This window comes from Myxococcus sp. CA033 (genome assembly GCF_013336625.1).
Classification (GTDB): Bacteria; Myxococcota; Myxococcia; order Myxococcales; family Myxococcaceae; genus Myxococcus; species Myxococcus llanfairpwllgwyngyllgogerychwyrndrobwllllantysiliogogogochensis.
The window spans coordinates 113,540-138,088 of the sequence record NZ_JABUMU010000006.1; the positions used below are offsets into that span (position 1 = coordinate 113,540).

A 24,549-nucleotide genomic window follows, 5' to 3' on the forward strand; every position below is an offset into this window, starting at 1 on the left:
CCCGGGGCCGGAAAATCCATGGGACCGGCCGCCTGTCCGCCCCGGACGCTTCATCCCGAGCGGAACACGCCCCGCCCTCGGGTTATACCCCGCCCCATGGCCCCATCCTTCCGTGAGCTTCTGGCCGGTGTGAAACAGGAGATTCGCGAAGTCACCGTGGACGAGGTGAAGCGGCTCCTGGACGACCGGGCCCAGGTGAAGCTCATCGACGTACGGGAGGCGGACGAGTACGCGGGCGGACGGCTGCCTGGCGCCGTGCACATCCCCCGGGGCTATCTGGAGCTGCGAATCGAGGAGCGGGCCGGGCGGGACGAGGAGCTCGTCGTCTACTGCGCGGGCGGGACGCGCTCGGCGCTGGCGGTGAAGAGCCTCAAGGAGCTGGGCTACACACGCGTGGCCTCGCTGGCGGGCGGCTACAACCGCTGGAGCGACGCGGCGCTGCCGGTGGAGAAGCCCTTCGTGCTCACGGCCGAACAGAAGGAGCGCTACCGCCGACACCTCATCCTCCCGGAGGTCGGCGAGGAGGGGCAGGCGAAGCTCTTGAAGTCGCGCGTGCTGTTGATGGGCGCGGGCGGGCTGGGCTCTCCGGCGGCGCTGTACCTGGCGGCCGCGGGCGTGGGGACGCTGGGCATCGTCGACTCGGACGTGGTGGACCTGAGCAACCTGCAGCGGCAGGTGCTCCACACCCAGGAGCGCCGGGGCCAGCCCAAGGTCGTCAGCGCGAGGGCCGCGATTGAAGCCCTCAACCCAGACGTCCGCGTCATCCCCTTCCAGGAGCGGCTCACCTCGCACAATGTCCTGCGCGTGCTGGAGGGGTTCGACCTGGTCCTCGACGGCGGAGACAACTTCCCCACCCGCTACCTGCTCAACGACGCGTGCGTGATGAAGGGCCTGCCCAACATCCACGGCTCCGTCTTCCGCTTCGAGGGACAGGTGACGACCTTCGTCCCCGGCCAGGGGCCCTGCTACCGCTGCCTCTACCCCGCCCCGCCGCCGCCGGAGCTCGCGCCCTCATGCGCGGAGGCCGGAGTGCTGGGCGTGCTGCCCGGGCTCATCGGCCTTCTCCAGGCCAACGAGGCCCTCAAGCTGATTCTCGGCCAGGGCGAGTCGCTCGTCGGCCGGCTGCTCACCTTCGACGCGCTGAGCACCCGCTTCCAGGAGCTGAAGCTGCGCCGGGACGCGCAGTGCCCGGTGTGCGCGCCGGGCGCGAAGGTGGAGCTCATCGACTACGAGCGCTTCTGCTCCACCACCGCTTGAGCGCCCCGCGACTCGAGCCAGGAACCTCCCCGCATGCCCATCCCCGAAATCATGCCCGCCCGACTCGCCGAGCTGCTCGCCGGCCCCGCCGAGTCCCGCCCCGCCCTGCTGGACGTGCGCTTCCCGCATGAGCACGAGTACGTCGCGCTGCCGGACTCGGTGCTCATCCCCCTGCCGGAGCTGGACGAGCGCGCCGACGAGCTGGAGGCCCTGCGGGGCCGGCCCGTCGTCGTCTACTGCCACCACGGCGTGCGCAGCCTGGACGGTACGGCCTACCTGATGTCACGCGGACTGGAGGCCGTGTCGCTGCGAGGCGGCATCGACCTGTACTCGATTCAGGTGGACCCCTCGCTGCCCCGCTACTGAGGGGGCCCTCAGCCGAGGAACGCGGACAGGTCCTGCGTCTCGCGGTTGATGCTGTTGGGCTTGATGTCGACCTCGAAGTGGAACGGCTCCTTCAAGGGGCCGCCATTGAGCTCGAGCTTGTGCTTGCCCTCCATCAGCTCAATCTTGAGGCCCTTGCCATTGCCCCCCTGGTAGATGCCGACGTCCTGGTCCCTGCGGCGCACGGTGATGTTGCGCACGCTGTCCGGCTTGAGCAGCAGCAGCAGACTCCCCCGGCGGAACTCCTGGGTGAGCACCTTGGCCTGACCCGGCTCGCCGAACGCCAGCGTGTCCGTGTCCTCCTTGTAGATGCCCTGCTGCTCGTTCTCCAGGATGAGAGTGTCCTGCAGGTGGGCGCCCGACACCAGCGTCAGCGGCGTCATGCCCAGCTCGGTGATGGGCTGCGAGCCGCCGCAGCCATTTGCATGGCGCACGGAGACCTTCACCCGCTCATTGGTGTTGATGGTGAGGCGCACGCCCTGCCCGTCCGACGCCGTGGCGCTGAGCACCGCGAGGATGGGCTTGTGGAAGATGGCCACCACCGCCAGCAACCCCACGATGAAGCCCAGCGTGGCCACGTTGCGCGTCGCCATGGTGCGGCGCGTGCGGCGCGAGTCGTCCGACAGCGCCCGGTCCACGTCGTCGTCCGGCCTCACGGCGGGCGCCGAGGAGAGCGAGACGCGCGAGCGCGACGGCGGGGGCACGGACATCTCCGCGCGGCTGGAGGTGCGGCGGCGAGGAGGCTGCTCGGGCGCGGACACCTGCGACTGCATGCCCGTGCGACGGCGCGGCGGAGGCTCCGGAGGCGGGAGCATGGTCCGCTCGTCGTCCTCGTCCTCCATGCGCGTGCGCTCGTCCAGGTCCAACGACGCGGACGTGCGGGAGCGCGGCGGCGGGGGCGCGTCCACGTCCACCACCGGCTGGGCGCGCGTCATGGAGCGGCGCGGCGGCGACGGAGGCGGCTCTCCGGGATTGGTGACGGCACTGCGCAGGTCCGAGCGGGAGCTGGTGCGCGCCACCTGGGTGACGTTCGCGTTGCTGGGCCGGCGCATCGAGTCCGACGTTCCACCCCGGCGACGCGGCGGCACGTCCAGGTCGCCCGAGGGCGCGTCCCACTCGCCCGGGTCCTCTTCCACTACCGGATGCGCGGAGGCACCCGTGCGACGCGGCGGCGGGGGCGGGGCGGAGCGCGAGGGGGCGGCGCGGCCTCCTCGCTCGCGGGGCGCGGAGGCTTCACCTGGAGGCGCATCCCAGCTCATGTCCGCGGACGACGGACGTCCCCGGCCGCGCTCCTGAGGGGGCGGCGTGGGAGGCACGGGCGAGCCCGAGTTGCCCGACGCGTCGTCGTCCACCGGGACGACCTGGCCCTGGACCTTCTCATCGGCCAGTCGGTCCGCGAAGAGCGTCTCCATCAGCTCGGAGATCTGCACCGAGCCCGCCACCCAGCGCTGGCCGACGAGGATTTCCTCCAGCGCCGTCTGGAACGTGCGCGCGTCCCGGTAACGGTCGTCCGCGTTCTTGGTGACGGCCCGCATCACCACCGGGTCCATCTCCTCCGGGACGTCGGCCACCTGCGACGGCGGCTGGATGGCGCACTCCATGGCCGCCTGGAGCGTGGCCAGCTCCGAGTCCCGCTTGAGCGGGCGCACGCCCGTGAGCAGCTCGTAGAGCACCAGACCGATGGCGAAGATGTCCGCGCGCCCATCCAGCGGCTTGCCGGCCGCCTGCTCCGGCGCCATGTACGCGAACTTGCCCTTGATGGCGCCCGACTTGGTCAGCGACGCCTGGTCCGCGGCCTTGGCGATGCCGAAGTCCACCAGCTTCACCGAGCCGTCGAAGCTGATGAGGATGTTCTGCGGCGAGATATCGCGGTGCACCACGCGCAGCGGCCGGCCCGCGTCGTCCGTGCGGCTGTGGGCGTAGTGCAGGCCCTCGCACGCCGCCGCGACGATGCGGATGGCCAGGGGGCGCGCTATCCACTGCCCCGCGCTGGCCGCCTTGCGCATGACCCGGCCCAGGTCCTCGCCGTGGATGAACTCCATGGCGATGTAGTAGGTGCCGTTGGCCTCGCCGAACTCGTAGACCTGCGCGATGTTCGGATGGTTGAAGCGCGCCGCGATGAGCGCCTCGTTCCGGAACATCTCCACGAATTCACGGTCCTCCGCCAGATGCGGAAGGATGCGCTTGACGACGAGGTTCTTGTGGAACCCCTCGATGCCCGACTGACGCGCCAGCCACACCTCGGCCATGCCGCCGGTGGCCAGCTTCTTCAGGAGCTGATATTTCCCGAATGATTGAGGGTTCATCCCGGTACTCTGGCCGGGGGAGTTGGCTCAGATGGAATGCGTCAGGGGTCGCCATCTTATGGGACAGCCGCCGCCGAGGCAAAGGTGGCGCGCACGGAATTCGCTCGGGGTGCTGATTGCCTGCCTGCTGGCGACGGGTGCGTTCGCAGCGACTCCGGGTGCGGATCAACTCCGCTTGGAGCGACGCGGCGACGTCATGGAGCTGCGCTGGGCGGATGCCGAGGAGCGCCTGCAGGGTACGCTTCACCCCGCCCTTCCCCGGGAGGGCCAGCCCGCGATGCTGTCGCTCCACGTGGGCGCGTTCGAGGGCGCCGAGTTCACCGGCCCCCTGACGCTGACCGTCCACTTGAAGGATTCGCCCGCCCAGGTGACGAAGACGCTGACGCGCGACGGCGTCAACTGGCACACCGAGCTGACCTTCGACGAGCCGGGCCTCTACGAGTTGGAGATCCGCTACCAGAACACGCACCTCAAGGTCCTGACGGGCTACGTCACCGTGGCCGCCCAGCCCCTGCCTCCGGAGTTGAGCTGGGGCCTGCTCGTCCTGGCTTCGGGCGCGGCGCTCGTCTGGGGTGTGCGGGGCGCGATGCGGAGGATGAAGGCCCCGGCCTCGCCCGCGGGCACGCCAGAAGCTGGCACGGCCACCGCTTCCACGACGACGCTGGAGTCTTCCGCGTCCACGGAGGAACGCGATTCCACCGTCCCGCCGCCGGATGCGGCGTCCAACCGGTAACTCCTTCTACCGGCTGATCGACATTCGTACAGGCCCGGCTGCCCTCGCGGTGGAACTTCCGTTCCCACCGAGGGCCTTGTAACGCCCTGGTCACGACGTTTTCGCGCCCTGGCACACCCGCGCGCCGCCCACGCCGTCCTCCACCCGACGTTGTCGATTCGGGCACCGCAGTTGCACAAGCCCTCTGGCGGCTGCGATGGGGAGGCGGGGACATGGGCGGGTGGCGGTTGGATGATCTGGGGAGGCGGGGCCTCCTCGTCGCGGTCCTCCTGAGTGGGCCGGCGTTGGCGGGTGCTCCGGCTTCCGCAAGCAACGCGGGGTTGGAGGCCGCGGAGGATCCGCTCTCGGGCGGAGTCGTGGATGGAGTGGAAGCGCCCGAGAGCGGACCCCCAGAAGGCTCCGAGCCCCTGGAACCTTCCCAGAGCAGCCTGACGGAGGGCGCGCTGGCGCAGGCCCTGCCCCCGCGCATCCAGCCCAGGGACACCGGCGACGCGGTGAGCCCGGTGCCGCCGACGAGCGCACAGCCCACGCCGGAGCCCGCGCAGCAGGCGGACCCGAAGAAGAAAAAGAAGTCCAAGCCCGGCGCGCAGCAGGAGGACTCGCTGGGAGAGGACTCCACGGCGCTCGACGACACCCCTCAGGAGGAGGTGCAGACGGTGCGCGTCTTCGGCCGGGTCTACGCCCGCGCCAGCGCGGACGAGCGCGCGAAGTACCAGCGCGCGCTGAGCATCCCTTCCGCGCGCGTGGGCGTGGGCACGTCGCTGTCCAACCTGGAGGCCGAGGTGAGCGCGGACCTCGCGGACTCGTCGATCCTCAAGGACGCCTTCGTCCGCCTCGCGGACGACAGCAAGCGCTTCCGACTCTACGGCGGCCAGTTCAAGGCCCCCTTCCTCCAGCGCCGGTTGGAGGGCTCGTGGAGCCTGCCCATCCAGGGACGCGGTCTGGTGGAGGACTACCTGGGGGACGTGCACGAGTTGGGCGGCCGTCGGATGGGACTGATGGGCGAGGTGCGGCTCAAGAGCCTCTGGGATGTCCGCGTGTCGGCGGGCGTGTTCCAGGGCTCCAAGGATGACCTGGGCGTGCGCACCAAGGAGGACCTGGCCGGACGCGTGAGCGTGCGTCCGTTCAAGAAGATGCTCACCCTGGGGGTCAGCACGTACGTGGCGGAGGCGTTGGACCGCGCACGGCGCCACGCGGTGGCGGCGGACGCGGAGCTGAAGCTGGGCGGGCTGAACGTGACGGGTGAGGTCGTCACGGGACGGCTGCCCATGGGTCCGTTCACCGCGCAGCTCTTGCTGGCGAGTTGGACGGTGCCGGTGACGACGGAGTGGGCGCTCCAGCCGGTGGTGGGGGCGGAGGGGTTGCAGTTGAGAGGGGATGTGGAAGGCCGGGGCCACTCGCTGGTCGGGGGTCTCAACCTGCTGCTGGGGAGTCGGTTCCGGGGGCAGTTCCAGGTGGAGCGCGCGTTGCGACCGGGGGACGAGGCGCCGGGCCTCGAGTACTCGCTGCAGCTCGCCACCCGCTTCTAATCACGGAGACACGCCATGCTCTCGTTCGCCGAGGGAGAAGTGACCAGACTCCGGCGTGAGTTCAAGCTGGTTCTGGGAGAGCAGGCCGCGCTCACGCTGTGCGCGCGGTTGTCGATGGAGCTGGAGGGGCAGATGCCGCGACCCACGCGCATCGTGTCCGTCTATTTCGACCGACCGGGCTGTCCCCTGGCGTCGCGCGCGCTGCGCACGCCGGAGGACTGCCTCAAGGTCCGCACGAAGGAGTACTCGCCGGACGTGGGGGCCGGCGGCGTGGAGCGCGTGGTGCTGGAGGTGAAGCGCGAGCGTCATGGACTCACGCAGAAGCGTCGGGTCTGGGTGCCGCGCTCGGACCTGGGGCGCGTGTTGCGAGGGGGCGCGCGCCTGTTGCCGCTCATCACCGGAGGCAGCCTGCTGCCGGTGCTGGCGGTGACGTACCAGCGGCACGTGTATCAGGCGTCGCAGGCGTGGCGGGTGACGGTGGACCGGGACATTGGCTACCACCAGATTGCTCCGGAGCTGGCCATGTCCCAGCTTGCCCTGACGACGGAGCGGCTGGGACCGCCGCTGTGGAGCGAAGGACGCGTGGTGGTGGAGGTGAAGCACCTGGGGCAGGAGCTGCCCGACTGGCTGTCGTCGCTCAATCCGGGCGGCGCGCCAACGTACAGCAAGTTCGCAGAGGGGATGGCGAGGGTTCATGCCTTCGCCGTGGATGGGGTCGCGAGGGGATAAGGCACCGTGTTCATCGACTTCGAGGGGATTGACGGCAGCGGCAAGACGACGCTCTCCAACCTGCTGGCCGGGAGGCTGAAGAAGCTCGGCTACCGGGTGGCGCACGCACGGGAAGGTGGCGAGCTGCGCTCGTCCACGGCCCGGCGCGTGCGGGAGCTGACGCGCGATGCGCGGCTGCTGGAGATGTCACCGCGCGCGGAGTTCTTTCTCAATCTGGCGCGAGACGCGCAGCAACTGGAGGAAGTGGTGGCGCCCGCGCTTTCGCGGGGAGAGGTGTGCATCACCGACCGTTACCTGTACTCGCAGCTCGCGCTGAGCGGAGGGGGCCGGGGACTGCCCATGTCGGAGCTGCGGCCCGCGTGCGAGCTGGCCTCGCAGGGACTGTGGCCGGACCTGGTCATCCTGGTGGACGTGGACCCGGACCTCGCGAGGTGGCGCAAGCGGCTGGGCAAGGCCCAGGCGGGACGCGGCTCGGACGGGGACAGCCGCAAGGGGCTCGCGGGCGCGGGCCTGGCGGTGCGCGTGCGCGAGTCCTTCCTCGCCCTGGCGAAGGAGGACCCTCGACGCTGGCTCATCCTGGAGAACAACGACGCGCCGCTGCACGTGCTGGAGCAGCGGCTCGTGGACGCGGTGGTGGCGCGACTGGAGGGGCGCGACACCCCCGTGCAGCGCATCGTCCCCATGTCGACGACGCCGGTGCACTCGGGCCCCGTGGACGTGGAGGACGTGGAGGCGCGCTTCTTCCAGGCACTGGACACCGTGGAGCTGCGCGAGCCGTCGCTGGCGGTGTGGATGCTGGGTGGCCTGCCCGGCCTCATGGCGCACCAGCGCAGACTGGCCTTCGTGGAGCGCTTCCCCGCCCTCACGGCGCGGGGCCTCCTGGGCCTGGGAGATGAGGCGGCGTGGACGCTGCGAGAGGTGCTGGCGCCGCTGGCCCCCGCGCAGGTGGCGCTCGGCCTGGGCGGACTCACCGGCGCGCGCGCGTCGATGATGCGCGAGCGGCTGTATGCCCAGGCTCCGTCGGAGGTGCTGCAGGGCCTGAAGGGCGACAGCTCTCCCCAGGCGTGGGCGCTGCGCGAGCGTGGCATGAAGGACGGCCGCCTCACCGACGTGCTGCTGGGCCTCTCCGGCGTGGACGGCGAGGAGTCCTGGCTGGTGCGCGAGGCCGGCGTGCAGCGCTCGTTGTTCGTGGAGACCGCGCGCAGCCTCGGAGGCCTGTCGGACGCGCGGGCGGACGCGCTGAGAGAGGCGCTCCTGCCCCATGACCGGCTGGCGGTGCTGCGCGGCACCCAGGGACTGGACACCCCGGTGGCGCGCGGACTGCGCGAGGCCCTGGCGGGCAAGGCGCTGAAGCTGGTGCTGCGCTCGCTGACCGGACTCGACTCGCAGGAAGCGTGGGCGCTGCGTGAGCGGGGCTCCTCGCAGACGAAGGAGGCGCTGGACTCCGTCGACGGCATGAACGACCCGCGCGCGTGGAAGCTGCGGGTGGCCCACGCGAAGCGCTGGCCCGCCACCGTGCTGTCCTCGCTCAAGGGGCTGCCCTTGGGGCCCGAGGCACGCACGCTCATCTCACGTGTCCTGGAGGCACGCCCCGCGAGCCTGCCGGTGTTGCGCAATGCCTATGCGGTCATCGCCACGGCGTCGACGCTCGACGCTCGGGGCACCACGGTCCGCCCAAGCCGCGTCGTCGCGGATGCGGCCACACAGCTGGTCGAGCTCTAGGGGAGCCCCGACATGGAGGTTTCGATTCCAGCGCTCTTCGAGAGCGCCAAGGCGGAGATGAGTTCGTTGTCCATCACCGTGATGCTGCCGCGGATGCTCGCGGCGGCGTTCATCGGCACGGTGTTGTCACTGCGTCCCTGGCGGCTGCCCATGCGCCGGGCGCTGCCGAAGGCGGACATGATTCAAGCGCAGGTGCTGCTGTGCGCGGCGGCGGCGGTCATCACCGCCGTCATCGGCGACAGCGTGGCCAAGGCCTTCGGGCTGGTGGGACTGGGAGGCTTCGTGCGCTTCCGCTCGGGCCTCAAGGACCCGCGCGACGCGGCCATCCTCTTCCTGATGATTGGCCTGGGCATGGCGTGCGGCCACGGAAGCCTGGGGCTCGCCGGTGTCGGCACGGTGTTCGTGGCGGCGCTGCTGTTCGTGCTGGACCTGTTCAACCGCGAGACGCCCGTGGCGACCCGGCAGCGCCTGCTGGTGTCCGCGCAGGCCGACGACCTGGTGGGCGCGGAGGCGTCGCTGAGGAGCGCGCTGCGTGAGCGCAACGTGCTGGTGAAGAGCTGCGCGCTGGATTTCGACGGGCGGCGGCTGGAGCTGGAAGTGGAGGAGCCCGTGCCCGGCTCGCTGACGGCGGCGCTGGGACGGACGGAGGGCACGCCCCTGCGGGGGCTGCGGTGGACGGCGGTAGGCCCCAAGGGGACACGAGAGGAGCTGACATGACACGCAGGTGGGTGGTCGCGCTCGCGGCCGGATGGTTGCTGGTGGGGTGTGGTGGTGGAGGGAGCCTGCCCAATGGAGATGGACCGGGTCCCTCGCCGGGCGGAGACGTGGGCCTGCCGGGCGACAAGGACCCGAACGACAACAACCCGGACGACACGGCCGCCAAGACGCTGTGGCCGCTGACGACGGGCTCCGTCTGGGTCTACGACATCCAGGACCCGGTGCACGGCAACTTCCAGAAGCGCGTGACGGTGCAGGGGCCGCGCGAGGTGCCGGGGGCACCGGCGGGAACGACGGGCGTGCTGGTGCACAGCCGGCAGGACCGGGTGGCCACCGGCATCCTCTACGAGGAGTACTCGTGGCAGCTCGAGCAGAGCAATGGCCTGGTGGTGCGCCTTCGCGAGGAGGACCACCGGGACGGGGTGCAGGTGCGCACGACCACCTGGTCTCCCTCCACGGTGAAGTCCCTGTCGCGCGCGCCGGGCTCTCTGCCCTGGTCCTTCACCAGCGCCGTGCAGGAGCTGACGGTGCTGGGTGACGGGAGCCAGGAGGACAGCGACCCGACCTATACGTGGCGCGTGCTGGAGGTGAACGCGACGGTGCAGACCCGGGCCGGCACCTTCACCAACGCCGTGAAGGTCCGCCGCGACAAGCTCAACGACGCCGGCGAGGTGAAGGAGGGCAAGGAGCGCACGTACTGGCTGGTGCCCGGTGTCGGCAAGGTGCGCGAAGAGGGTGAGCGCACCGAGGACCTCGCGACCTATGACGTGAAGAAGTAGCGCCCGGCGGGACAGGCGTCGGGTGCGCGAGGGCTTGCCTCGCCGCCCGGCGCCCACTTCCCGTCCGGATGAAGGTCGCGGAGTGAACGGTTGGGCCTCCGTCCCGAAATGGTTCGGGAGGAGGCTGCATGCATCGGAAGACCCGCTTCAACCCGCTTCCCCTGGCCGTGGCCCTGACCCTGGTGTCGGCCGTGGCTTCCGCGGGCGTCCTCGCCCGCGACCCCTACCTCCAGAAAGTCGGCCCGGACACCGCCCTGGTGGCGTTCCGTCTGGCGGCCAACTGCTCGCCCGAGGTGCGGTATGGCGTGGGAGCCGTCAGTGAGGTCGCCCGCTCGGAGGCCTCGGGCCGCGTCCATGCCGTGGTGCTCACCGGCCTGAAGCCCAGCACCGAATATTCCTACGAGGTCAGCGCCTGCGGCCTCAAGACGCCCACCAAGCGCTTCACCACCGCGCCCGAGCCCGGAACGCGCAGCGTGCACTTCGCCGCCGTGGGCGACTTCGGCACGGGCGGCTCGGACCAGAAGGCGGTGGCCGCCGACATGCTCGCGCGCAAGCCGGAGCTGTTCGTGGCCCTGGGCGACAACGCCTACCCCGACGGCACCGAGGCCGACTTCCAGGACCACCTCTTCGCGCCCATGGCCGCGCTGCTGGCGGAGGTCCCCCTCTTCGCCTCGCCCGGCAATCACGAGTACGTGACGAACCAGGGACAGCCGTACCTGGACAACCTCTACATGCCCACCAACAACCCGGCGGGCTCGGAGCGCTACTTCTCGTTCGACTGGGGGCACGTGCACTTCGTGTCGCTCGACTCCAACTGCGCCATTGGCCTGTCGGCGGCGGAGCGCTGCTCGCTGGCGGACCAGAAGGCGTGGCTGCAGACGGACCTGGCCGGCACCACGCAGCCGTGGAAGGTGGTCTTCTTCCACCACCCGCCCTGGTCCAGCGGCGAGCACGGCTCGCAGCTCACCATGCGCCGCCAGTTCGGCCCCATCTTCGAGAAGTACGGCGTGGACCTGGTGCTGACGGGGCATGACCACAACTACGAGCGCAGCAAGCCGATGCAGGGTGACGGCGTCGCGTCCTCGGGCGGCATCCCCTACCTGGTGGTGGGCGGCGGCGGCGCGGCCCTGCGCGCGTTCTCCGAGGGCCAGCCGAGCTGGAGCCAGGTCCGCGACAACAAGGCGCACGGCTTCCTCGACGTGGAGGTGGTGGAGGGCGTGCTCACCGCGAAGCTCATCACCACGGACGACACGGTGCTCGACAGCTTCACGCTGCACAAGGACCTGCCCCCGGTGGAGCAGCCGCCCCCGGCGGATGCCCTGTCCGTCACCGTGGAGGGCGAGCGCGGCGTGGCGCCCCACCGCGCCCTCTTCCGCGCGACGACGTCCTCGGTCGTCCCCGTGAGCTGGGACTTCGGCGACGGCGGCGCGGCCGAGGGCACGACGGCCGAGCACACGTACGCCAAGGCCGGCCAGTACACCGTGACGGCGACGGCGACTTTCGGAGCGGTGACGCGGACCGCGACGTCCGTCGTGACAGTCTCCGCGGCCCCGGGTGGCGGTGGTGGAGGCGAAGACGGCGGCAGTGGTGGCGGCACCGACGCGGGGACCCCTTCCACGGGCAACCCGGACGACCGCCCTTCCCCGCCGACGACGGGCACGCCGGGCACCGACGATGAGGGCGGCGGGTCCGGTGGGGGTTGCGCCGCGGGTCCCACGGCCGCGCTGCTCCCCGCCGCCGGGCTGATGGTGGCCGGACTGCTCCGCCGTCGCCGCGCCAGCCGACGTCCTTGAAAACCCGGCTCGCTCCCCGTCGGTGAGCGAGCCCCCCGCCCGGGTGTGTCGGTGGACCGAGCGTCCCCTGACCACCCGGGTTTGCTTTCCCCGCTTGTCAACCCGCCCGGGGGATGCAAAGGCCCCTGCAGCCATGGCCCAGAAATCCAAATTCCGCCCCACCTCGCGACCGTCCGCGAAGAAGTCCTCCAACGAGCGTACGCACAGCAAGAAGCCCACGCTCAAGGAGCAGGCGCGCTCCCCTCGGCCCGTGAGAGAGGACCTGGTGCTCCAGGCCTGCCTGGAGGCGTACGCGCTGGTGCGCCATGAAGGGCGACTGTCGGACCGGGCGCTGGACTTCACGCTGCGCCGCAAGACGAACCTCTATTCGTCGGAGCGCCGCGCCGTCGCCGAGCGCGTCTACGCCCTGCTGCGCCGCCAGCGCACGGTGGACTTCCTGCTGTCCCGCGCCCATCCGCAGTTCGACTCGCTGGACTCCACCCGTCAGGACGTCCTGCGTCTGGCCACCTCGCGCGTCCTGCACGGAGATGCGCTGGGTGAGGTGGCGCGCACCTCGTCGCTGACGCCCGCGGATGCCTCCGCCCTGAGCGCGCTGCCCCAGGCCGCCGCCGCACTGGAGGCCCTGCCGGAGAAGAAGCGCTTCCCCATCGCCGCCTCGCTGCCGGACTTCCTCGCCGAGCGCTTCCTCGCGCAGTACGGCAAGGACGCCGCGCGCGCCGCCGAGGCGATGAACGAGCGCGCTCCCCTCACCGTCCGCGCCAACCTCCTCAAGGAGGACCGCGATGCGCTGGCGAAGCGCCTGTCCACCGAGGAGGTGGAATCCAAGCCCTCCCTGCTGTCGCCCATGGGCCTGCACCTGGAGACGCGCATGAACGTCTTCTCACTGGAGACCTTCCGCGAGGGCTTCCTCGAAATCCAGGACGAGGGCAGCCAGCTGCTCGGCATGCTGGTGGACGCGCCTCCCACGCGCGTCGTGGATGCGTGCGCGGGCGCGGGTGGCAAGACGCTCCAGTTGGCGGCGCAGATGAAGAACCGGGGAGACCTGCACGCGCTGGACATCGACACGCGGCGCATGGAGGACCTCAAGAAGCGGGCCCGCCGCGCCGGGGTGCACAACGTGCGCGCCCAGCTCATCGCCGCGGAGGGGCCGGAGGCGGACTCCTCGCTGGACTCACTCGCGGGCAAGGCGGACCGGGTGCTGGTGGACGCACCGTGCAGCGGCACCGGCACGTTCCGCCGCAAGCCTGACGCGCGCTACCGCCTGACGCCCGAGCACCTGGCCGAGCACGTGGCCCGGCAGAAGGCGCTCCTGGAGCGCTTCTCGCGGATGGTGAAGCCCGGAGGCCGGCTCATCTACGGCACGTGCAGCGTGCTGCGTGAGGAGAACGAGGCCGTCATCGAGGACTTCCTCTCGCGCCACCCCGAGTACACGGTGCGCCCGGTGGCGGAGCTGCTGGGGCCGGAGCTGGGCGCGAAGGTGGGCCCTGGCCCGTTCCTGCGACTTGCGCCACACACCCACGGCACGGATGGCTTCTTCGGAGCCGTCCTCGTCCGAGCGAAGTAGCCTGCCTGGAAGAAAGGCCCGGCCATGTCCCCGTCCGTCCGCTACCGCGTCTCACTGCCTCGGCCCCACTCGCATCTGGTGGAAGTGGAGGTCACCTTCCCGGCGGGCCCCACCGTGCTCGACGCGCTGATGCCGGTGTGGACGCCGGGCAGCTACCTGGTGCGCGAGTTCGCCCGGCACGTCCAGGACCTCACCGCGACGACGCAGGACGGCTCGCCGCTGACGGTGCTGCGCGTGGACAAGCAGACCTGGCGCGTGAGCGCCGGAGGCCAGGCCGTCACGCTGCGCTACCGCGTGTACGCCAACGAGCTGACGGTGCGCACCAGCCACGTGGACGGCACCCACGCGTACCTCAACGGCGCCACCGTGTTCCTCTACACGGAGGCGACGCGGGGCCTGGAGCACCAGGTCACGGTGGACGCGCCGCCGAGCTGGAGCACCTTCTGCGCGCTGGGGCAGCGAGCGGGGGCGTTCATCGCCTCGGACTACGACACGCTGGTGGACAGCCCCTTCGAGGTGGGCCCCCACACGCCGCTGAGCTTCACCGCCGCGGGCGTGCCGCACGACATCATCGTCTGGGGTGACACACCGACGGACCCCGAGCGGCTGTGCGCGGACTTCCAGCGCCTGTGCGAGGTGCAGGCCCGCCTCTTCGGCGGACTTCCCCTGCAACGCTACCTCTTCCTCCTGTACCTGACGGACAAGGGACGCGGCGGGCTGGAGCACCAGGCCAGCACCGCCCTGCTCTTCCCCCGCACGGCGCTGTCCACGGGCCGGGGGTGGGAGGACTTGCTGACGCTGGCCGCGCACGAGTACTTCCACCTGTGGGTCGTCAAGCGGGTGAAGCCCCGGGCGCTGGTGCCCTTCGACTACTCGAAGGAGAACTACACCTCCCTCTTGTGGGCCTTCGAGGGAACCACCGCGTACTACGACAACCTCATCGTCCGGCGCGCGGGGCTGATGTCCGCGCAGCGCTACCTCACGCGGATGGGCGAGACGCTCACCGCGCTGCACTCGACGCCGGGCCGGCGGACGCAGACGCTGCTGGAGGCGTCGCTGGTGAGCTGGGTGAAGCACTACCGGCCGGACGAGAACTCGCCCAACAGCGCCATCTCCTACTACCTGAAGGGCGAGGTGGTGTCGGCGCTCCTGGATTTGGAGATCCGCCGGGCCACCAGCGACACGCGCGGCCTGGATGACGTGCTGCGGCTGTTGTGGCGCCGCCACGGGGACGGCTCCGGCGTGAATGAGGACGGCGTGGAGGCCGCGGCGAACGAGGTGGCGGGCGTGGACCTGACGCCCTTCTTCGACCGGGCGCTGCGCACCACCGAGGAGCTGGACTACTCGGTCCTCGCGCACGTCGGCCTGGAGATGAACTTCCGCATCCGGGAGTCCGCGAGCGACCGCGGGGGCACGCCGCCCAAGGGCAAGGAGTCCAAGCCGAAGGGCTGGCTGGGCGTCACCCTCAAGGGGAGCGCCACGGTGGCCACGGTGCTGGACGGCTCGCCGGCGCAGGACGCGGGGCTGTACGCCGAGGACGACGTGGTGGCGCTCGACGGCTGGAAGGCGGACGGCGCCGCGCTGATGAGCCGCTGTGAGGACCGCAAGCCCGGGGAGACGGTGCGGGTGACGGTCTTCCGCCGCGACAGGCTGGTGGAAGTTCCCGTGGTGCTCGGCGCCAAGCCCACGGAGGCCGTGTGGCTTTCGCGCGTGGACAAGCCCAGCGAGGCGCAGAAGTCCGCCTATCAGGCCTGGCTCGGCGCCCCCTGGGACGAGGCCCCCGGCACGACGTAGGCTGCCGGGAAGATGCCTCCCACCACCGCGGCCGCCTGTCAGCGTCATCCCAAGGCCCTCGCCGGCTGGCGCTGCCAGTCCTGTGGCGCGGCGCTGTGCCCCGAGTGCGCCGTGGGGCGCCGGATCCAGACAGTGGAGCTGGTCGCCTGCGGACCGTGCGGCGGCGACGCGCAGGTCCTCGGCATCCACCGCGGTGCGGTGCCGCTGTCCCACCGGCTGAAGAAGGCCTGGCGCTACCCCTTCTCCGCCGCGGGATTCCAACTGCTGGTGGCGCTGAGCCTGTTCCTCGCGACGGTGGCCTGGTTCGCGGAGATGTCGTTCCTGTTGATGCGGGCCCCGCTCATCGCCCTCTATGGCGGCCTGTTCTGGGCGACGTTCTTCGGCCTCGTCCAGGAGTCCGCGCGCGGCGACACGTCGCTGGACATCCCGGACTTCAGCGACATCTTCCGCGACGCCATCGTCCCGGGCCTGCGCGGGCTGATGGTCTTCGTGCTCGCGGCCCTGCCGGCGCTCGCCTACGGGTATCTGACCCATACCGGCGCCCATGCGAAGCTGGACGCCTTCGCCTGGTTCATCCAGTGGGAGCTGCCGCCCGACCTGCTCAAGGACCCGGTGCTCTGGGCCCTGCTGCTCCTGGGGGGCCTGTGGCTGCCCATGGGGCTCCTGCTCGCCGCGACGGGCCAGCCGCCGTGGCACATGCTCGACCCACGCCTCGTGCTCCGGCTCGCCCGGGGCCTGGGCTCCGACTACCTGCTGACCACCTTCGTGCTCGCGCTATTGGTGCTCCTCCAGGGCGTGGCCCATGGGGTGGCCGCGGGGCTGCGCGCGCTGGACCTGGTCATCATCTCCCGCGTCCTGGCGGAGTGCGTCACGCTGGTGGTGCCCTTCCTCGCGGCGCACGTGCTGGGCCTGCTCCTGTACGTCCGGGGAGACCAGGTGGGCTACGGCGAGGCGCGGGACTACCTGGAGCCGGTGCTGGGAAACACCCGGCCGCTGAAGGATGCACCGTCGCTCCACTCGACAGGGCTCTTGACGGAGCACGTCACGGAAGCGGCGTCTCCTGGAGGGGAAGCCGGGGCGAGCCAGGCGAGCGCCACCGAGCAGCTCTCCGCCCTGGCGACGGCCGTGGGGGGGCGTGATGTAGCCCGGGCCCTGGAGCTGTATGCCGCGCTGGAGCAACTCCCCGCCTCGCGTGTGCCCGCCGAGCACCACCTGTTCATCGGACAGGCCGCGGCCGTGGAAGGAAACTTCCCACTGGCGGTAGCGGCGCTGGAGCGCGCGGCGGATGTGGCACCGGATGCGCCCACCGCGCCCCGGGCCCTGGTGCTGTTGGCGCGCGTGCTGGGCGAACGGATGAACGAGATGGCCCGCGCGGAGGAAGTCTACCAGTACGTGCTGCACCGCTACCCGGACACCAGCGCGGCGCGCTACGCGGGCGAGCGCACGAGGCTCACTTCCGACTGAGTCAGGCATTGCCGCGCGGAGGGACAAGCATCACCTTGAGCACATGCTTCGGGTGCGCGGACTCTGCTGGCTCATCGGCCTCGGCTTGCTTTCCGGATGTGATGACGCGCCTCGCATGGAGCGCGGCATCGACGACTGTGAGGCGACGCTGATGGCGTTGCGCGTGGAGGTCGTCTCGGCGGAGGGAGCCCGGGTGCGCGGCGCCACCGTCACCGCCACCAACCTCACCTCCAACGAGAGCATCTCCGGCGTCACCGACAGCGACGGCGTCACCACCGCCGTCAACGAGCGGCTCGCCCCCAGCCCGGTGCGAGTGGTGGCCACCGCCGGCGCCAAGGTGTCCCCTGCCTCCCGCGTCGAATGGGTGTGTGACACCTGCAACTGCGTACCCGAGCCGGCCGAATTGACGCTGGAGTTGAGTCCGTAGGAACTCATCTGGCCTCCAACTTCTCCGGGGTTCGCTAGGATTTCCTCGCGAGAATGCACCAGGGAGGTTGAATTGAGCCGGCCGCCTGCGGTACGGCTGTCAGCATGCGTCAGACCCGCATGCCCGCCTCCTCGCGTCACATCCCCGTCCTCGGAGCCACCCACCAGTCGGGCGCTCCCGTGTGTACGGCGGTGGGGACGTGTTGTGGTGGGCACCGCGTTCCCTCATTGGGGAGTCCTACCGTTCCGGTAGTCGCTCGGGTCCGCAAGCATGTCCATCGATAGCCGGGAACAGTGGCTTCAGTGCGCCCTCGGTGAGCTGACCGAGCGCTTCGTCACCCAGGCGAACCCCGTCCCGAACGGACTGTTGGAGGCGCTCGACGCGGATCCGCGACGAGGCGCCCAGGCGCTCGCCCGGCGCATCCGCTCCCGACAGGAGAAGAACCGCTCCGAGGGCCAGCGGCTGCGCCACCTGCTGCGCTTCGAGACGGAGCTGTGGGAGCAGGGGCACACGCATGTGGCGGGCGTGGACGAGGCGGGCATGGCACCGCTGGCCGGCCCCGTCGTCGCGGCCGCGGCCGTGCTGCCCAGGAGCTACCGGCTCAAGGGGCTGGACGACTCGAAGAAGGTGCTCGACGCGCAGAAGCGCGAGGCGCTGGCGGTCGCCATCAAGCGCGACGCGGTGGCCTGGGCGGTGGGCCACGCGGAGGTAGAGGAAATCGACCGCCTCAACATCTACCACGCGGGGTTGCTCGCCATGCGCCGCGCGGTGGAGGGCCTGGGGCTCAAGCCGGACTACGTGCTGGTGGACGCGCGGACGATTCCGCAGTGCCCTTCGCCCCAGCGCGGAATCATCAAGGGCGACACGCTCTCCATGAGCATCGCCGCGGCCTCCATCCTGGCCAAGACGACGCGCGACAAGCTGATGGCGGAGCTGGACGCGCGCTACCCGGGCTATGGGCTGGCGGACCACAAGGGTTACCCGACGGCGCGCCATGTCCAGGCGCTCAAGGAGAAGGGGGTCCTGCCCATCCACCGGCGCAGCTTCGGTCCGGTGAGAGAGGTGTTGGGACTGGTGGCTTCTCCTGAAACTTCCCCCGTGCAGGCGGAGCTGTTCTCCGCCGTGCCGTCTCCGACGAGGAGAGAGTCATGAGCACGGACCGAGACATCGACGGCTGGCTGTCGGACCGCGGAATCACGCTGACGGACGCGCGGGTGCGCGCTCGCGCGGTGCTGGAGGATGCGGGCCTCACGCGTCCCGGCAAGCTGCGGATGAGTGAGCCCAAGCTGCACAAGGCGGCGGAGGTGCTCGAGGGGCGCTTCTTCCCCGTGTGCGCGGATGGCGCGTGCCTCAAGGTGGCGCAGGCCAGTGGCCGCGAGCCGCTGCGGGTGGAGCCGCGCAGCCACTGCGCGCGCTGCGGAGGTTCGGCCAACCACCGGGCGGAGGTCGCCTTCGTGGAGACGTGCAACCGCCTGGGCGTGCGCAAGGTCGTGGTGGTGGGCGGCTCTCCAGCGGTGCGCGAGGAGCTGGAGTCGAAGCTGGGCCACCACATCGACCTGCGCATGGTGGACGGCACCGAGCGACGCACGTCGGACCGGGCCCGGAGTGATTTGGAGTGGGCGGACCTGGTGCTGGTGTGGGGCGCCACGGAGCTGCACCACAAGGTGAGCGGGCACTACACCCATGGAGGCCCGGCCTACAGCCGCAAGGTCGTCCACGTGGTGCGCCGGGGTGTGGCGGCGCTGCTGGAGGAAGGCATGACGCACATGGAGCGGGCACGCTGAGCCGCTGACACGTCACGCACGGAGTCCTTGCCCTGCCCGGGGCCTGTCGTCAGGCTTCGGGCATGAAGACCGAGCTCATCCTGCTGCGGCACGGCGAGACGGAGTGGAACGCCCTGGGGCTGCTCCAGGGCCACCGGGACAGCCCCTTGAGCGCCGAGGGGCTGCGTCAGGCGGACGCGCTCGCGGCGCGGCTGTCCACCCTCTCCTTCAGCGCGCTGTACAGCAGCGACCTGGGTCGGGCGATGCAGACCGCCCAGCGCATCGCCGCGAGGACGGGCCACCCGGTCCACTCGGACGCGCGGCTGAGGGAGCGCGGGCTGGGCATCCTCGAGGGACTCACCCGCGAGGAGGCGAGTCGCCAGCATCCAGAGATTTTCGGCGAGTACGCCACCAACGCGCCGGACTTCGTCGTCCCAGGAGGCGAGAGCACGTCGCAGCGACTGGGGCACGCGGTGGAGTGCCTGGGTGAAGTGGGCAGCCGCCACCCTGGGGAGCGCGTCGTCGTCGTCACCCACGGGGGCGTGCTGAGCAGCTTCTTCCGACACAGCCTGGGGATTCCGCCGAGCACGCCGCGCGCGTTCTCGGTGCTCAACGCGTGCTGGAACCAGTTCGACTATCACCAGGGCGCGTTCCGGCTGGTGACGTGGGGTGACATCACGCACCTGCGCGACGACAGCCTCGACGACACCTGAGCGGCACAGCCGGCTTCGCCGGGATTCGCGGGAGCCGATTGCGGCGACAGCGCGAGGCTCAGACCTCGGCGCGAGCACCTGACCTGGCACTTGCCCGGCTCGGCTCGAGCATCAGACTTCGGCGCGCGCCCGACTCGACGCGCGCGGCTCAGACCTCGGCGCGCGCCCGACTCGACGCGCGCGGCTCAGACCTCGGCGCGCGCCCGACTCGACGCGCGCGGCTCAGACCTCGGCGCGCTTGCCTGACTCGGCGCGAGCGACCCGTAACGGGCTCGGCTGAGGGGACTCGAGCATGGTCCGGGCCTCTTCGACGGCGTTGAGCACCACCTCGGCGCCCTGCTTCATCTGCGCCACCGTGTGCGACGACATCACCTGCATGCGGAAGCGCGACTCGCGGATGCGCACCGCCGGGTACTCCACCAGGTTGGGGAACACGCCGCGCTCGAACACCAGCTTCGATGCCACGCGCGCCACCTTCGGGTCCCCCAGCGGCACAGGCACCACGTTCGACGGCTCCCCCAGACACTTCACTCCGCGCTCGGCGAACGCGGCGCGCAACGCGAGGATGTTCTCCATCGCCCGAGCGCGCAGCACGTCACCCTCCTCCGAGCGGACGATGCGCAGCGACTCCAGCGCCACCGCGGCCTGCACGGGCACCAGCGCATTGGAGAAGATGTGCGGCCCGCCCATGACGCGGACGAACTGGCGCACCGCCGCCGAACGCGTCGCCACGAAGCCGCCATTGGACGAGAACGTCTTCGAGAAGGAGCCCACCACCAGGTCCACCTTCCCCAGCAGGTTCTGCGCCCCCAGACTGCCCGTGCCCTTGGGCCCCAGCGCGCCCAGGTCGTGCGCTACGTCGACCAGCAGCGTCGCGCCGAACTCGTGACAGATGGTCTGTAGCTCCTCGATGCGAGGAATGTCCGAGTCCATGGAGAACAGGCCCTCGGTGACGACGAGGATGCCGTTGGCCGCGTCGCTCGCGCGCAGCTCCTGGAGCTTGCGGCGCATCGCGCGGTTGTTCAGGTGCGGCACGCGGCTCACCTTCTGAGTCGCCGCGTTCGCGCCTTGCTGAAGGCTCGCGTGGGACAGCGCGTCCAGCACCACGTGGTCCTCGGGACGTACCAGCCCGGCGATGGCACCGAAGCCCGCGCCCCACCCCGTCGCGAACAGCGCCACGTACGGCATCTCCAGGTGCTCGGCGAGCGCCTGCTCCAACTTGAGTGACGGCGCCGTGTTCCCCCCGAACATCCCGGAGCCCGCGCTGTGCACGCCGAAGTCACGAATGGCCCGGTGCGCCGCCTCCACCACCGACGGATGCGTGGACAGCGCCAGGTAGTCCTGCGAACCGAAGTTCAAACCCTGCCGCGCAACTCCCGTCTCGCTGCGCACGGCGCACTCGGCCATGGGCGCCCCGTCCAGGCTCCGCGAATACGGCCACAACCCGGTCTGCCGCCGCGACTCCTGCCACTCGAAGAACGCCTCCGTGCGGCCCAGCAAGTCAGGCCCCGTGGGGTTCGTGTAGTTGGCGATGAAATGGGTGAACAGCGGCGAGTCGAGCTGATCGCGGAGATTCATGAACACATCCGAGGGGGAGGGTAAACGACGCTGGAAACAAGACCCGGGGCGTCGCGCTCGGGGGGGTGAGCGCGGCCTCTAATGCCCCTGTAATCTTCCAGTGTCAACAACTCCTCAACACCTGAATATTTCGGATTGTTAGCGCAGACCGACCGTCACACGTAGGGTGAAACCCAGTTGCAGTTCCGACCTGAGTGGTTTCACGTAGAGCACCCGAGCCACCACGTCCCACGGGGGCGAAGGCAGGGGGCCTGATTCAACGCTCCCCTGCCCTGCCTCGGGGTATGGCTATTCGTCGTTCTGCTGGAGCGCCGCGAGGACGTTGAGGTCCTCCAGCGTGGTGGTGTCCTGCGAGGACTGCTTTCCGGCGGCGACGTCGCGCAGCAGGCGGCGCATGATTTTTCCGGAGCGCGTCTTGGGCAGGGCCTCCGCGAAGCGAATCTCATCCGGCCGGGCAATCGCGCCAATCTCCTTGGAGACGTGCTGGGCCAGCTCCTTCTTGAGCTCGGGGGACGGGGCGTGGCCCTGCTTGAGCGTGACGAAGGCCACCAGCGCGGTGCCCTTCAAGTCGTCGGGGCGACCCACCACGGCGGCCTCGGACACACGGGGGTGCGAGACGAGGGCGCTCTCCACCTCGGCGGTGCCCAGGCGGTGGCCCGCCACGTTGACGACGTCATCCACGCGGCCCATCAACCAGAAGTAGCCGTCCGCGTCGGTGCGCGCGCCGTCGCCGGTGAAGTACTTGCCGGGCAGCTCGCTGAAGTACGTGCGCACGTAGCGCTCCGGGTCGCCGTACACGGTGCGCAGCATGGAGGGCCACGGCTGGGTGACGAAGAGCAGACCGCCCTGCCCCTTCGGCACCGCGTTGCCCTGACGGTCCAGGATTTCCGCGTGGATGCCGGGCAGGGGCAGCGTGGCGGAGCCCGGCTTGGTGGGCGTGGCCCCGGGCAACGGCGAAATCATGATGGAGCCCGTCTCCGTCTGCCACCAGGTGTCCACGACGGGGCAGCGCCCGCCGCCAATGACCTCGCGGTACCACATCCACGCCTCGGGATTGATGGGCTCCCCCACGCTGCCCAGCAGGCGCAGCGAGGACAGGTCCTTCTTGCGCGGGTGCTCCTCGCCCAGGCGCATGAAGGCGCGGATGGCGGTGGGCGCGGTGTAGAGGATGGTGGCCTTGTAGCGCTCGATGATGTCCCAGAACCGGTCCGGCGCCGGGTGCGTGGGCGCGCCCTCGTAGATGACCGTCGTCGCGCCGTTCATCAGCGGCCCGTAGACGACGTAGCTGTGCCCCGTCACCCAGCCCACGTCGGCGGTGCACCAGTAGACGTCGTCCTCGCGCAAGTCGAACACCCAGCGCGTGGTGAGCGACGCCATCACCGAGTAGCCCGCGGTGGTGTGCAGCACGCCCTTGGGCTTTCCGGTGGAGCCGGAGGTGTAGAGGATGAACAGCGGGTGCTCGCTCTCCACCCACTCCGGCTCGCACGTGTCGGACTGGTCCTTCACCAGCGCGTCCCACGCCAGGAGCTTCGAGTCACTCAGCGCCAGCGAGTCGCCCGTGCGCCGCAGCACCACCACCTTCTCCACGGTGGTCATGGTCTTCAGCGCGGCTTCCACGTTCTTGAGCAGCGGCACCACCGCGCCCTTGCGCCAGCCGCCGTCCGCGGTAAGCACCACCTTGGCGCCCGCGTCGTTCATGCGCTCCTGGAGTGCTTCCGTGGAGAAGCCGCCGAACACCACCGAGTGCACCGCGCCGATGCGCGCGCACGCCAGCATCGCCACCGCGGCCTCGGGCACCATGGGCAGATAGATGCCCACGCGGTCGCCCTTCTTGATGCCCAGCGACTTGAGGCCGTTCGCCAGCCGGTTCACCTGCGCGGACAGCTCTCCGTAGGTGATGCTGCGGCGGTCTCCGGGCTCGCCCTCGAAGAGGATGGCCGGCTTGTCGCGGCGCGTGGCGAGGTGCCGGTCCAGGCAGTTGTAGGCCAGATTGGTGCGTCCCTCGACGAACCACCGCGCGTGCGGCGGCTTCCATTCGAGCACCGTCTGGAAGGGCTCCTTCCAGTACAGCTCCTCGCGGGCGCGGTCTCCCCAGTACTTGTCCGGGTTCCTGGCGGCCTCGTCCCACAGGCGCTGGTAGTCCTCCATGCTCTTCAAGAGAGCGCGTTGGGAGAACGCCTGGGGCGGTGGGAAGACGCGGGCCTCGGTCAGGACCGAGACAATCTCTTGGTGCGTTTCAGCCATGGGCTCCTCCACGGAGTGGGCGACAACCCCTCTGTTCTAGGAACCCGCGAGGCCAGGCTCAAGCGCGCTATTCGCAGCGCTTCGCTTCCTTGACGGCTTCAAAACGCATCCACAGCTCGCAGGCGCAGTCCGTCGGACGCTGATCGGTCTGGTAGCGCACCCGCATCACCCCATCGAAGCGCGTCCCGCACTGCGTCGTGGCGTCGATGTGGATGTTGGCCTCGTCGAGCAGGCACTCCTGCCCTCGCACCATGGCGGAGGCATTCACGATGGTGCCGTCGATGGAGAAGTCGTCTCCCTCGGCGAGGAAGTAGCCGATGAGCTGCGTGTCGAGCAGCCCGAAGTCCAGGCGGACGACGCGCCCGGTGACCTGGAGGGTGCCGTGGAACTGGTCCTGGTTGGCGGGGTAGAGACCGCACTCGTCGCGGAAGACCTCCACGGGAGTGAACTGGTAGTCACCCGGGTCCTGGTTGAAGGGCAGACAGCCCGACATGGCGCTCACGAGGAGGGCGGGGACAAGCAGGCGGAAGCGTCTCACGGTGGACACGGTGCGCACCATACTCCACGGACGCATCGAGTGCAGTGCGGACGTGACGGTCGGGGTAGACTGGGGGCCATGCCCGAATACCGCAACCCCAAGCCCACCGTGGACTGCATCATCGAGCTTCCCGGCGGACGCATCGTCCTCATCCGCCGAGCGAATCCGCCCATCGGGTGGGCGCTGCCGGGCGGGTTCGTGGACGAGGGTGAGCCGCTGGACGCGGCGGCCATTCGCGAGGTGAAGGAGGAGACGGGGCTCGACGTGAAGCTGGTGGAGCAGTTCTTCACGTACTCGGACCCGAAGAGGGACCCTCGCCAACACACGCTGTCCACGGTGTACATCGGCACCTCGGAGGGCGCTCCCCAGGGCTCGGACGACGCGGCGGAGGCGCGCACCTTCGCGCTGGACGCGCTGCCGTCCGACTTGTGCTTCGACCACGGAACCATCCTCTCCGACTACCTGGCCTACAAGCGGACCGGGCAGCGGCGGAAGCTGTAGGGCGCGGCCTTCCG

General features: G+C 70.4%; 21 protein-coding genes. 17 read left to right on the top strand and 4 right to left on the bottom strand.

The genetic code is table 11. From position 1 onward, the window contains the following. The first annotated feature begins 96 nt into the window (after positions 1–96). Positions 97–1,257 carry a molybdopterin-synthase adenylyltransferase MoeB gene (moeB, locus tag HUA78_RS17775; RefSeq protein ID WP_174468910.1) on the top strand — a complete coding sequence of 387 codons (1,161 nt, stop codon included), beginning with the start codon at positions 97–99 and terminating at the stop codon, positions 1,255–1,257. A 33-nt stretch (positions 1,258–1,290) separates the two neighbouring features. Further along, positions 1,291–1,623 (top strand): rhodanese-like domain-containing protein, encoded by a 333-nt coding sequence (locus tag HUA78_RS17780; RefSeq protein WP_174454903.1) that lies wholly within the window; start codon positions 1,291–1,293, stop codon positions 1,621–1,623. Between the two features lie 8 nt (positions 1,624–1,631). On the opposite strand, the gene HUA78_RS17785 is transcribed toward HUA78_RS17780, so the two are convergent. Beyond that, complete coding sequence (locus tag HUA78_RS17785; protein WP_174454902.1) at positions 1,632–3,947, bottom strand: serine/threonine-protein kinase; 2,316 nt, start codon at positions 3,945–3,947, stop codon at positions 1,632–1,634. A gap of 196 nt (positions 3,948–4,143) precedes the next feature. On the opposite strand from HUA78_RS17785, the gene HUA78_RS17790 reads away from it, so the two are divergent. The 14 genes from HUA78_RS17790 to HUA78_RS17855 all read left to right on the top strand — a co-directional run bounded on the left by HUA78_RS17790 (position 4,144) and on the right by HUA78_RS17855 (position 19,674). Then, positions 4,144–4,680: a hypothetical protein gene (locus HUA78_RS17790; protein WP_254623781.1), complete on the top strand. Its 537-nt coding sequence runs from the start codon at positions 4,144–4,146 to the stop codon at positions 4,678–4,680. A gap of 212 nt (positions 4,681–4,892) precedes the next feature. Continuing rightward, a complete protein-coding gene (locus HUA78_RS17795) occupies positions 4,893–6,209 on the top strand; it encodes a hypothetical protein (RefSeq protein WP_174454900.1) in 1,317 nt (438 codons plus the stop codon). A gap of 15 nt (positions 6,210–6,224) precedes the next feature. After that, entirely contained in the window at positions 6,225–6,938 is a 714-nt protein-coding gene (locus HUA78_RS17800) for a VTC domain-containing protein (protein ID WP_141645821.1), read from the top strand. 6 nt (positions 6,939–6,944) lie between these two features. After that, positions 6,945–8,660 carry a dTMP kinase gene (tmk, locus tag HUA78_RS17805; RefSeq protein WP_174466812.1) on the top strand — a complete coding sequence of 572 codons (1,716 nt, stop codon included), beginning with the start codon at positions 6,945–6,947 and terminating at the stop codon, positions 8,658–8,660. A gap of 12 nt (positions 8,661–8,672) precedes the next feature. Then, on the top strand, positions 8,673–9,377 hold the full coding sequence (locus HUA78_RS17810) for a DUF4956 domain-containing protein (protein ID WP_141645823.1): 705 nt from the start codon (positions 8,673–8,675) through the stop codon (positions 9,375–9,377). Next, positions 9,374–10,156: a hypothetical protein gene (locus tag HUA78_RS17815; protein ID WP_174476788.1), complete on the top strand. Its 783-nt coding sequence runs from the start codon at positions 9,374–9,376 to the stop codon at positions 10,154–10,156. The genes HUA78_RS17810 and HUA78_RS17815 overlap by 4 nt, the downstream gene beginning before the upstream one ends. Positions 10,157–10,284: 128 nt before the next feature. Continuing rightward, a complete protein-coding gene (locus tag HUA78_RS17820; protein ID WP_174454897.1) occupies positions 10,285–11,949 on the top strand; it encodes a metallophosphoesterase in 1,665 nt (554 codons plus the stop codon). A gap of 133 nt (positions 11,950–12,082) precedes the next feature. Next, entirely contained in the window at positions 12,083–13,513 is a 1,431-nt protein-coding gene (locus HUA78_RS17825; RefSeq protein ID WP_141645826.1) for an RsmB/NOP family class I SAM-dependent RNA methyltransferase, read from the top strand. Positions 13,514–13,537: 24 nt separating this feature from the next. Beyond that, complete coding sequence (locus HUA78_RS17830; RefSeq protein ID WP_174476789.1) at positions 13,538–15,307, top strand: M61 family metallopeptidase; 1,770 nt, start codon at positions 13,538–13,540, stop codon at positions 15,305–15,307. A 12-nt stretch (positions 15,308–15,319) separates the two neighbouring features. Beyond that, on the top strand, positions 15,320–16,771 hold the full coding sequence (locus HUA78_RS17835) for a tetratricopeptide repeat protein (protein ID WP_174476790.1): 1,452 nt from the start codon (positions 15,320–15,322) through the stop codon (positions 16,769–16,771). Positions 16,772–16,814: 43 nt separating this feature from the next. Further along, positions 16,815–17,198, top strand: coding sequence for a carboxypeptidase-like regulatory domain-containing protein (locus HUA78_RS17840; RefSeq protein ID WP_174454894.1), 384 nt, complete (start codon positions 16,815–16,817; stop codon positions 17,196–17,198). 270 nt (positions 17,199–17,468) lie between these two features. Further along, the gene (locus tag HUA78_RS17845) at positions 17,469–18,350 is read left to right on the top strand and encodes a ribonuclease HII (RefSeq protein ID WP_174454893.1); all 882 of its coding nucleotides are present in this window, start codon (positions 17,469–17,471) and stop codon (positions 18,348–18,350) included. Beyond that, a complete protein-coding gene (locus HUA78_RS17850) occupies positions 18,347–18,982 on the top strand; it encodes a hypothetical protein (protein ID WP_141645831.1) in 636 nt (211 codons plus the stop codon). The genes HUA78_RS17845 and HUA78_RS17850 overlap by 4 nt, the downstream gene beginning before the upstream one ends. Before the next feature lie 62 nt (positions 18,983–19,044). After that, the gene (locus HUA78_RS17855; protein ID WP_141645832.1) at positions 19,045–19,674 is read left to right on the top strand and encodes a histidine phosphatase family protein; all 630 of its coding nucleotides are present in this window, start codon (positions 19,045–19,047) and stop codon (positions 19,672–19,674) included. A 222-nt stretch (positions 19,675–19,896) separates the two neighbouring features. Here HUA78_RS17855 and HUA78_RS17860 read toward each other — a convergent pair whose 3' ends face one another. From HUA78_RS17860 to HUA78_RS17870, 3 genes are all read right to left on the bottom strand, one after another. Beyond that, complete coding sequence (locus tag HUA78_RS17860) at positions 19,897–21,252, bottom strand: aminotransferase class I/II-fold pyridoxal phosphate-dependent enzyme (RefSeq protein ID WP_174454892.1); 1,356 nt, start codon at positions 21,250–21,252, stop codon at positions 19,897–19,899. A gap of 288 nt (positions 21,253–21,540) precedes the next feature. Further along, positions 21,541–23,496 carry an acetate--CoA ligase gene (gene acs, locus HUA78_RS17865; protein ID WP_174476791.1) on the bottom strand — a complete coding sequence of 652 codons (1,956 nt, stop codon included), beginning with the start codon at positions 23,494–23,496 and terminating at the stop codon, positions 21,541–21,543. A 67-nt stretch (positions 23,497–23,563) separates the two neighbouring features. Then, positions 23,564–24,043, bottom strand: a complete 480-nt coding sequence (locus HUA78_RS17870) for a hypothetical protein (protein ID WP_246137486.1) — start codon at positions 24,041–24,043, stop codon at positions 23,564–23,566. A 69-nt stretch (positions 24,044–24,112) separates the two neighbouring features. On the opposite strand from HUA78_RS17870, the gene HUA78_RS17875 reads away from it, so the two are divergent. After that, positions 24,113–24,535: an NUDIX hydrolase gene (locus HUA78_RS17875; RefSeq protein WP_141645835.1), complete on the top strand. Its 423-nt coding sequence runs from the start codon at positions 24,113–24,115 to the stop codon at positions 24,533–24,535. The last annotated feature ends 14 nt before the right edge of the window (positions 24,536–24,549 follow it).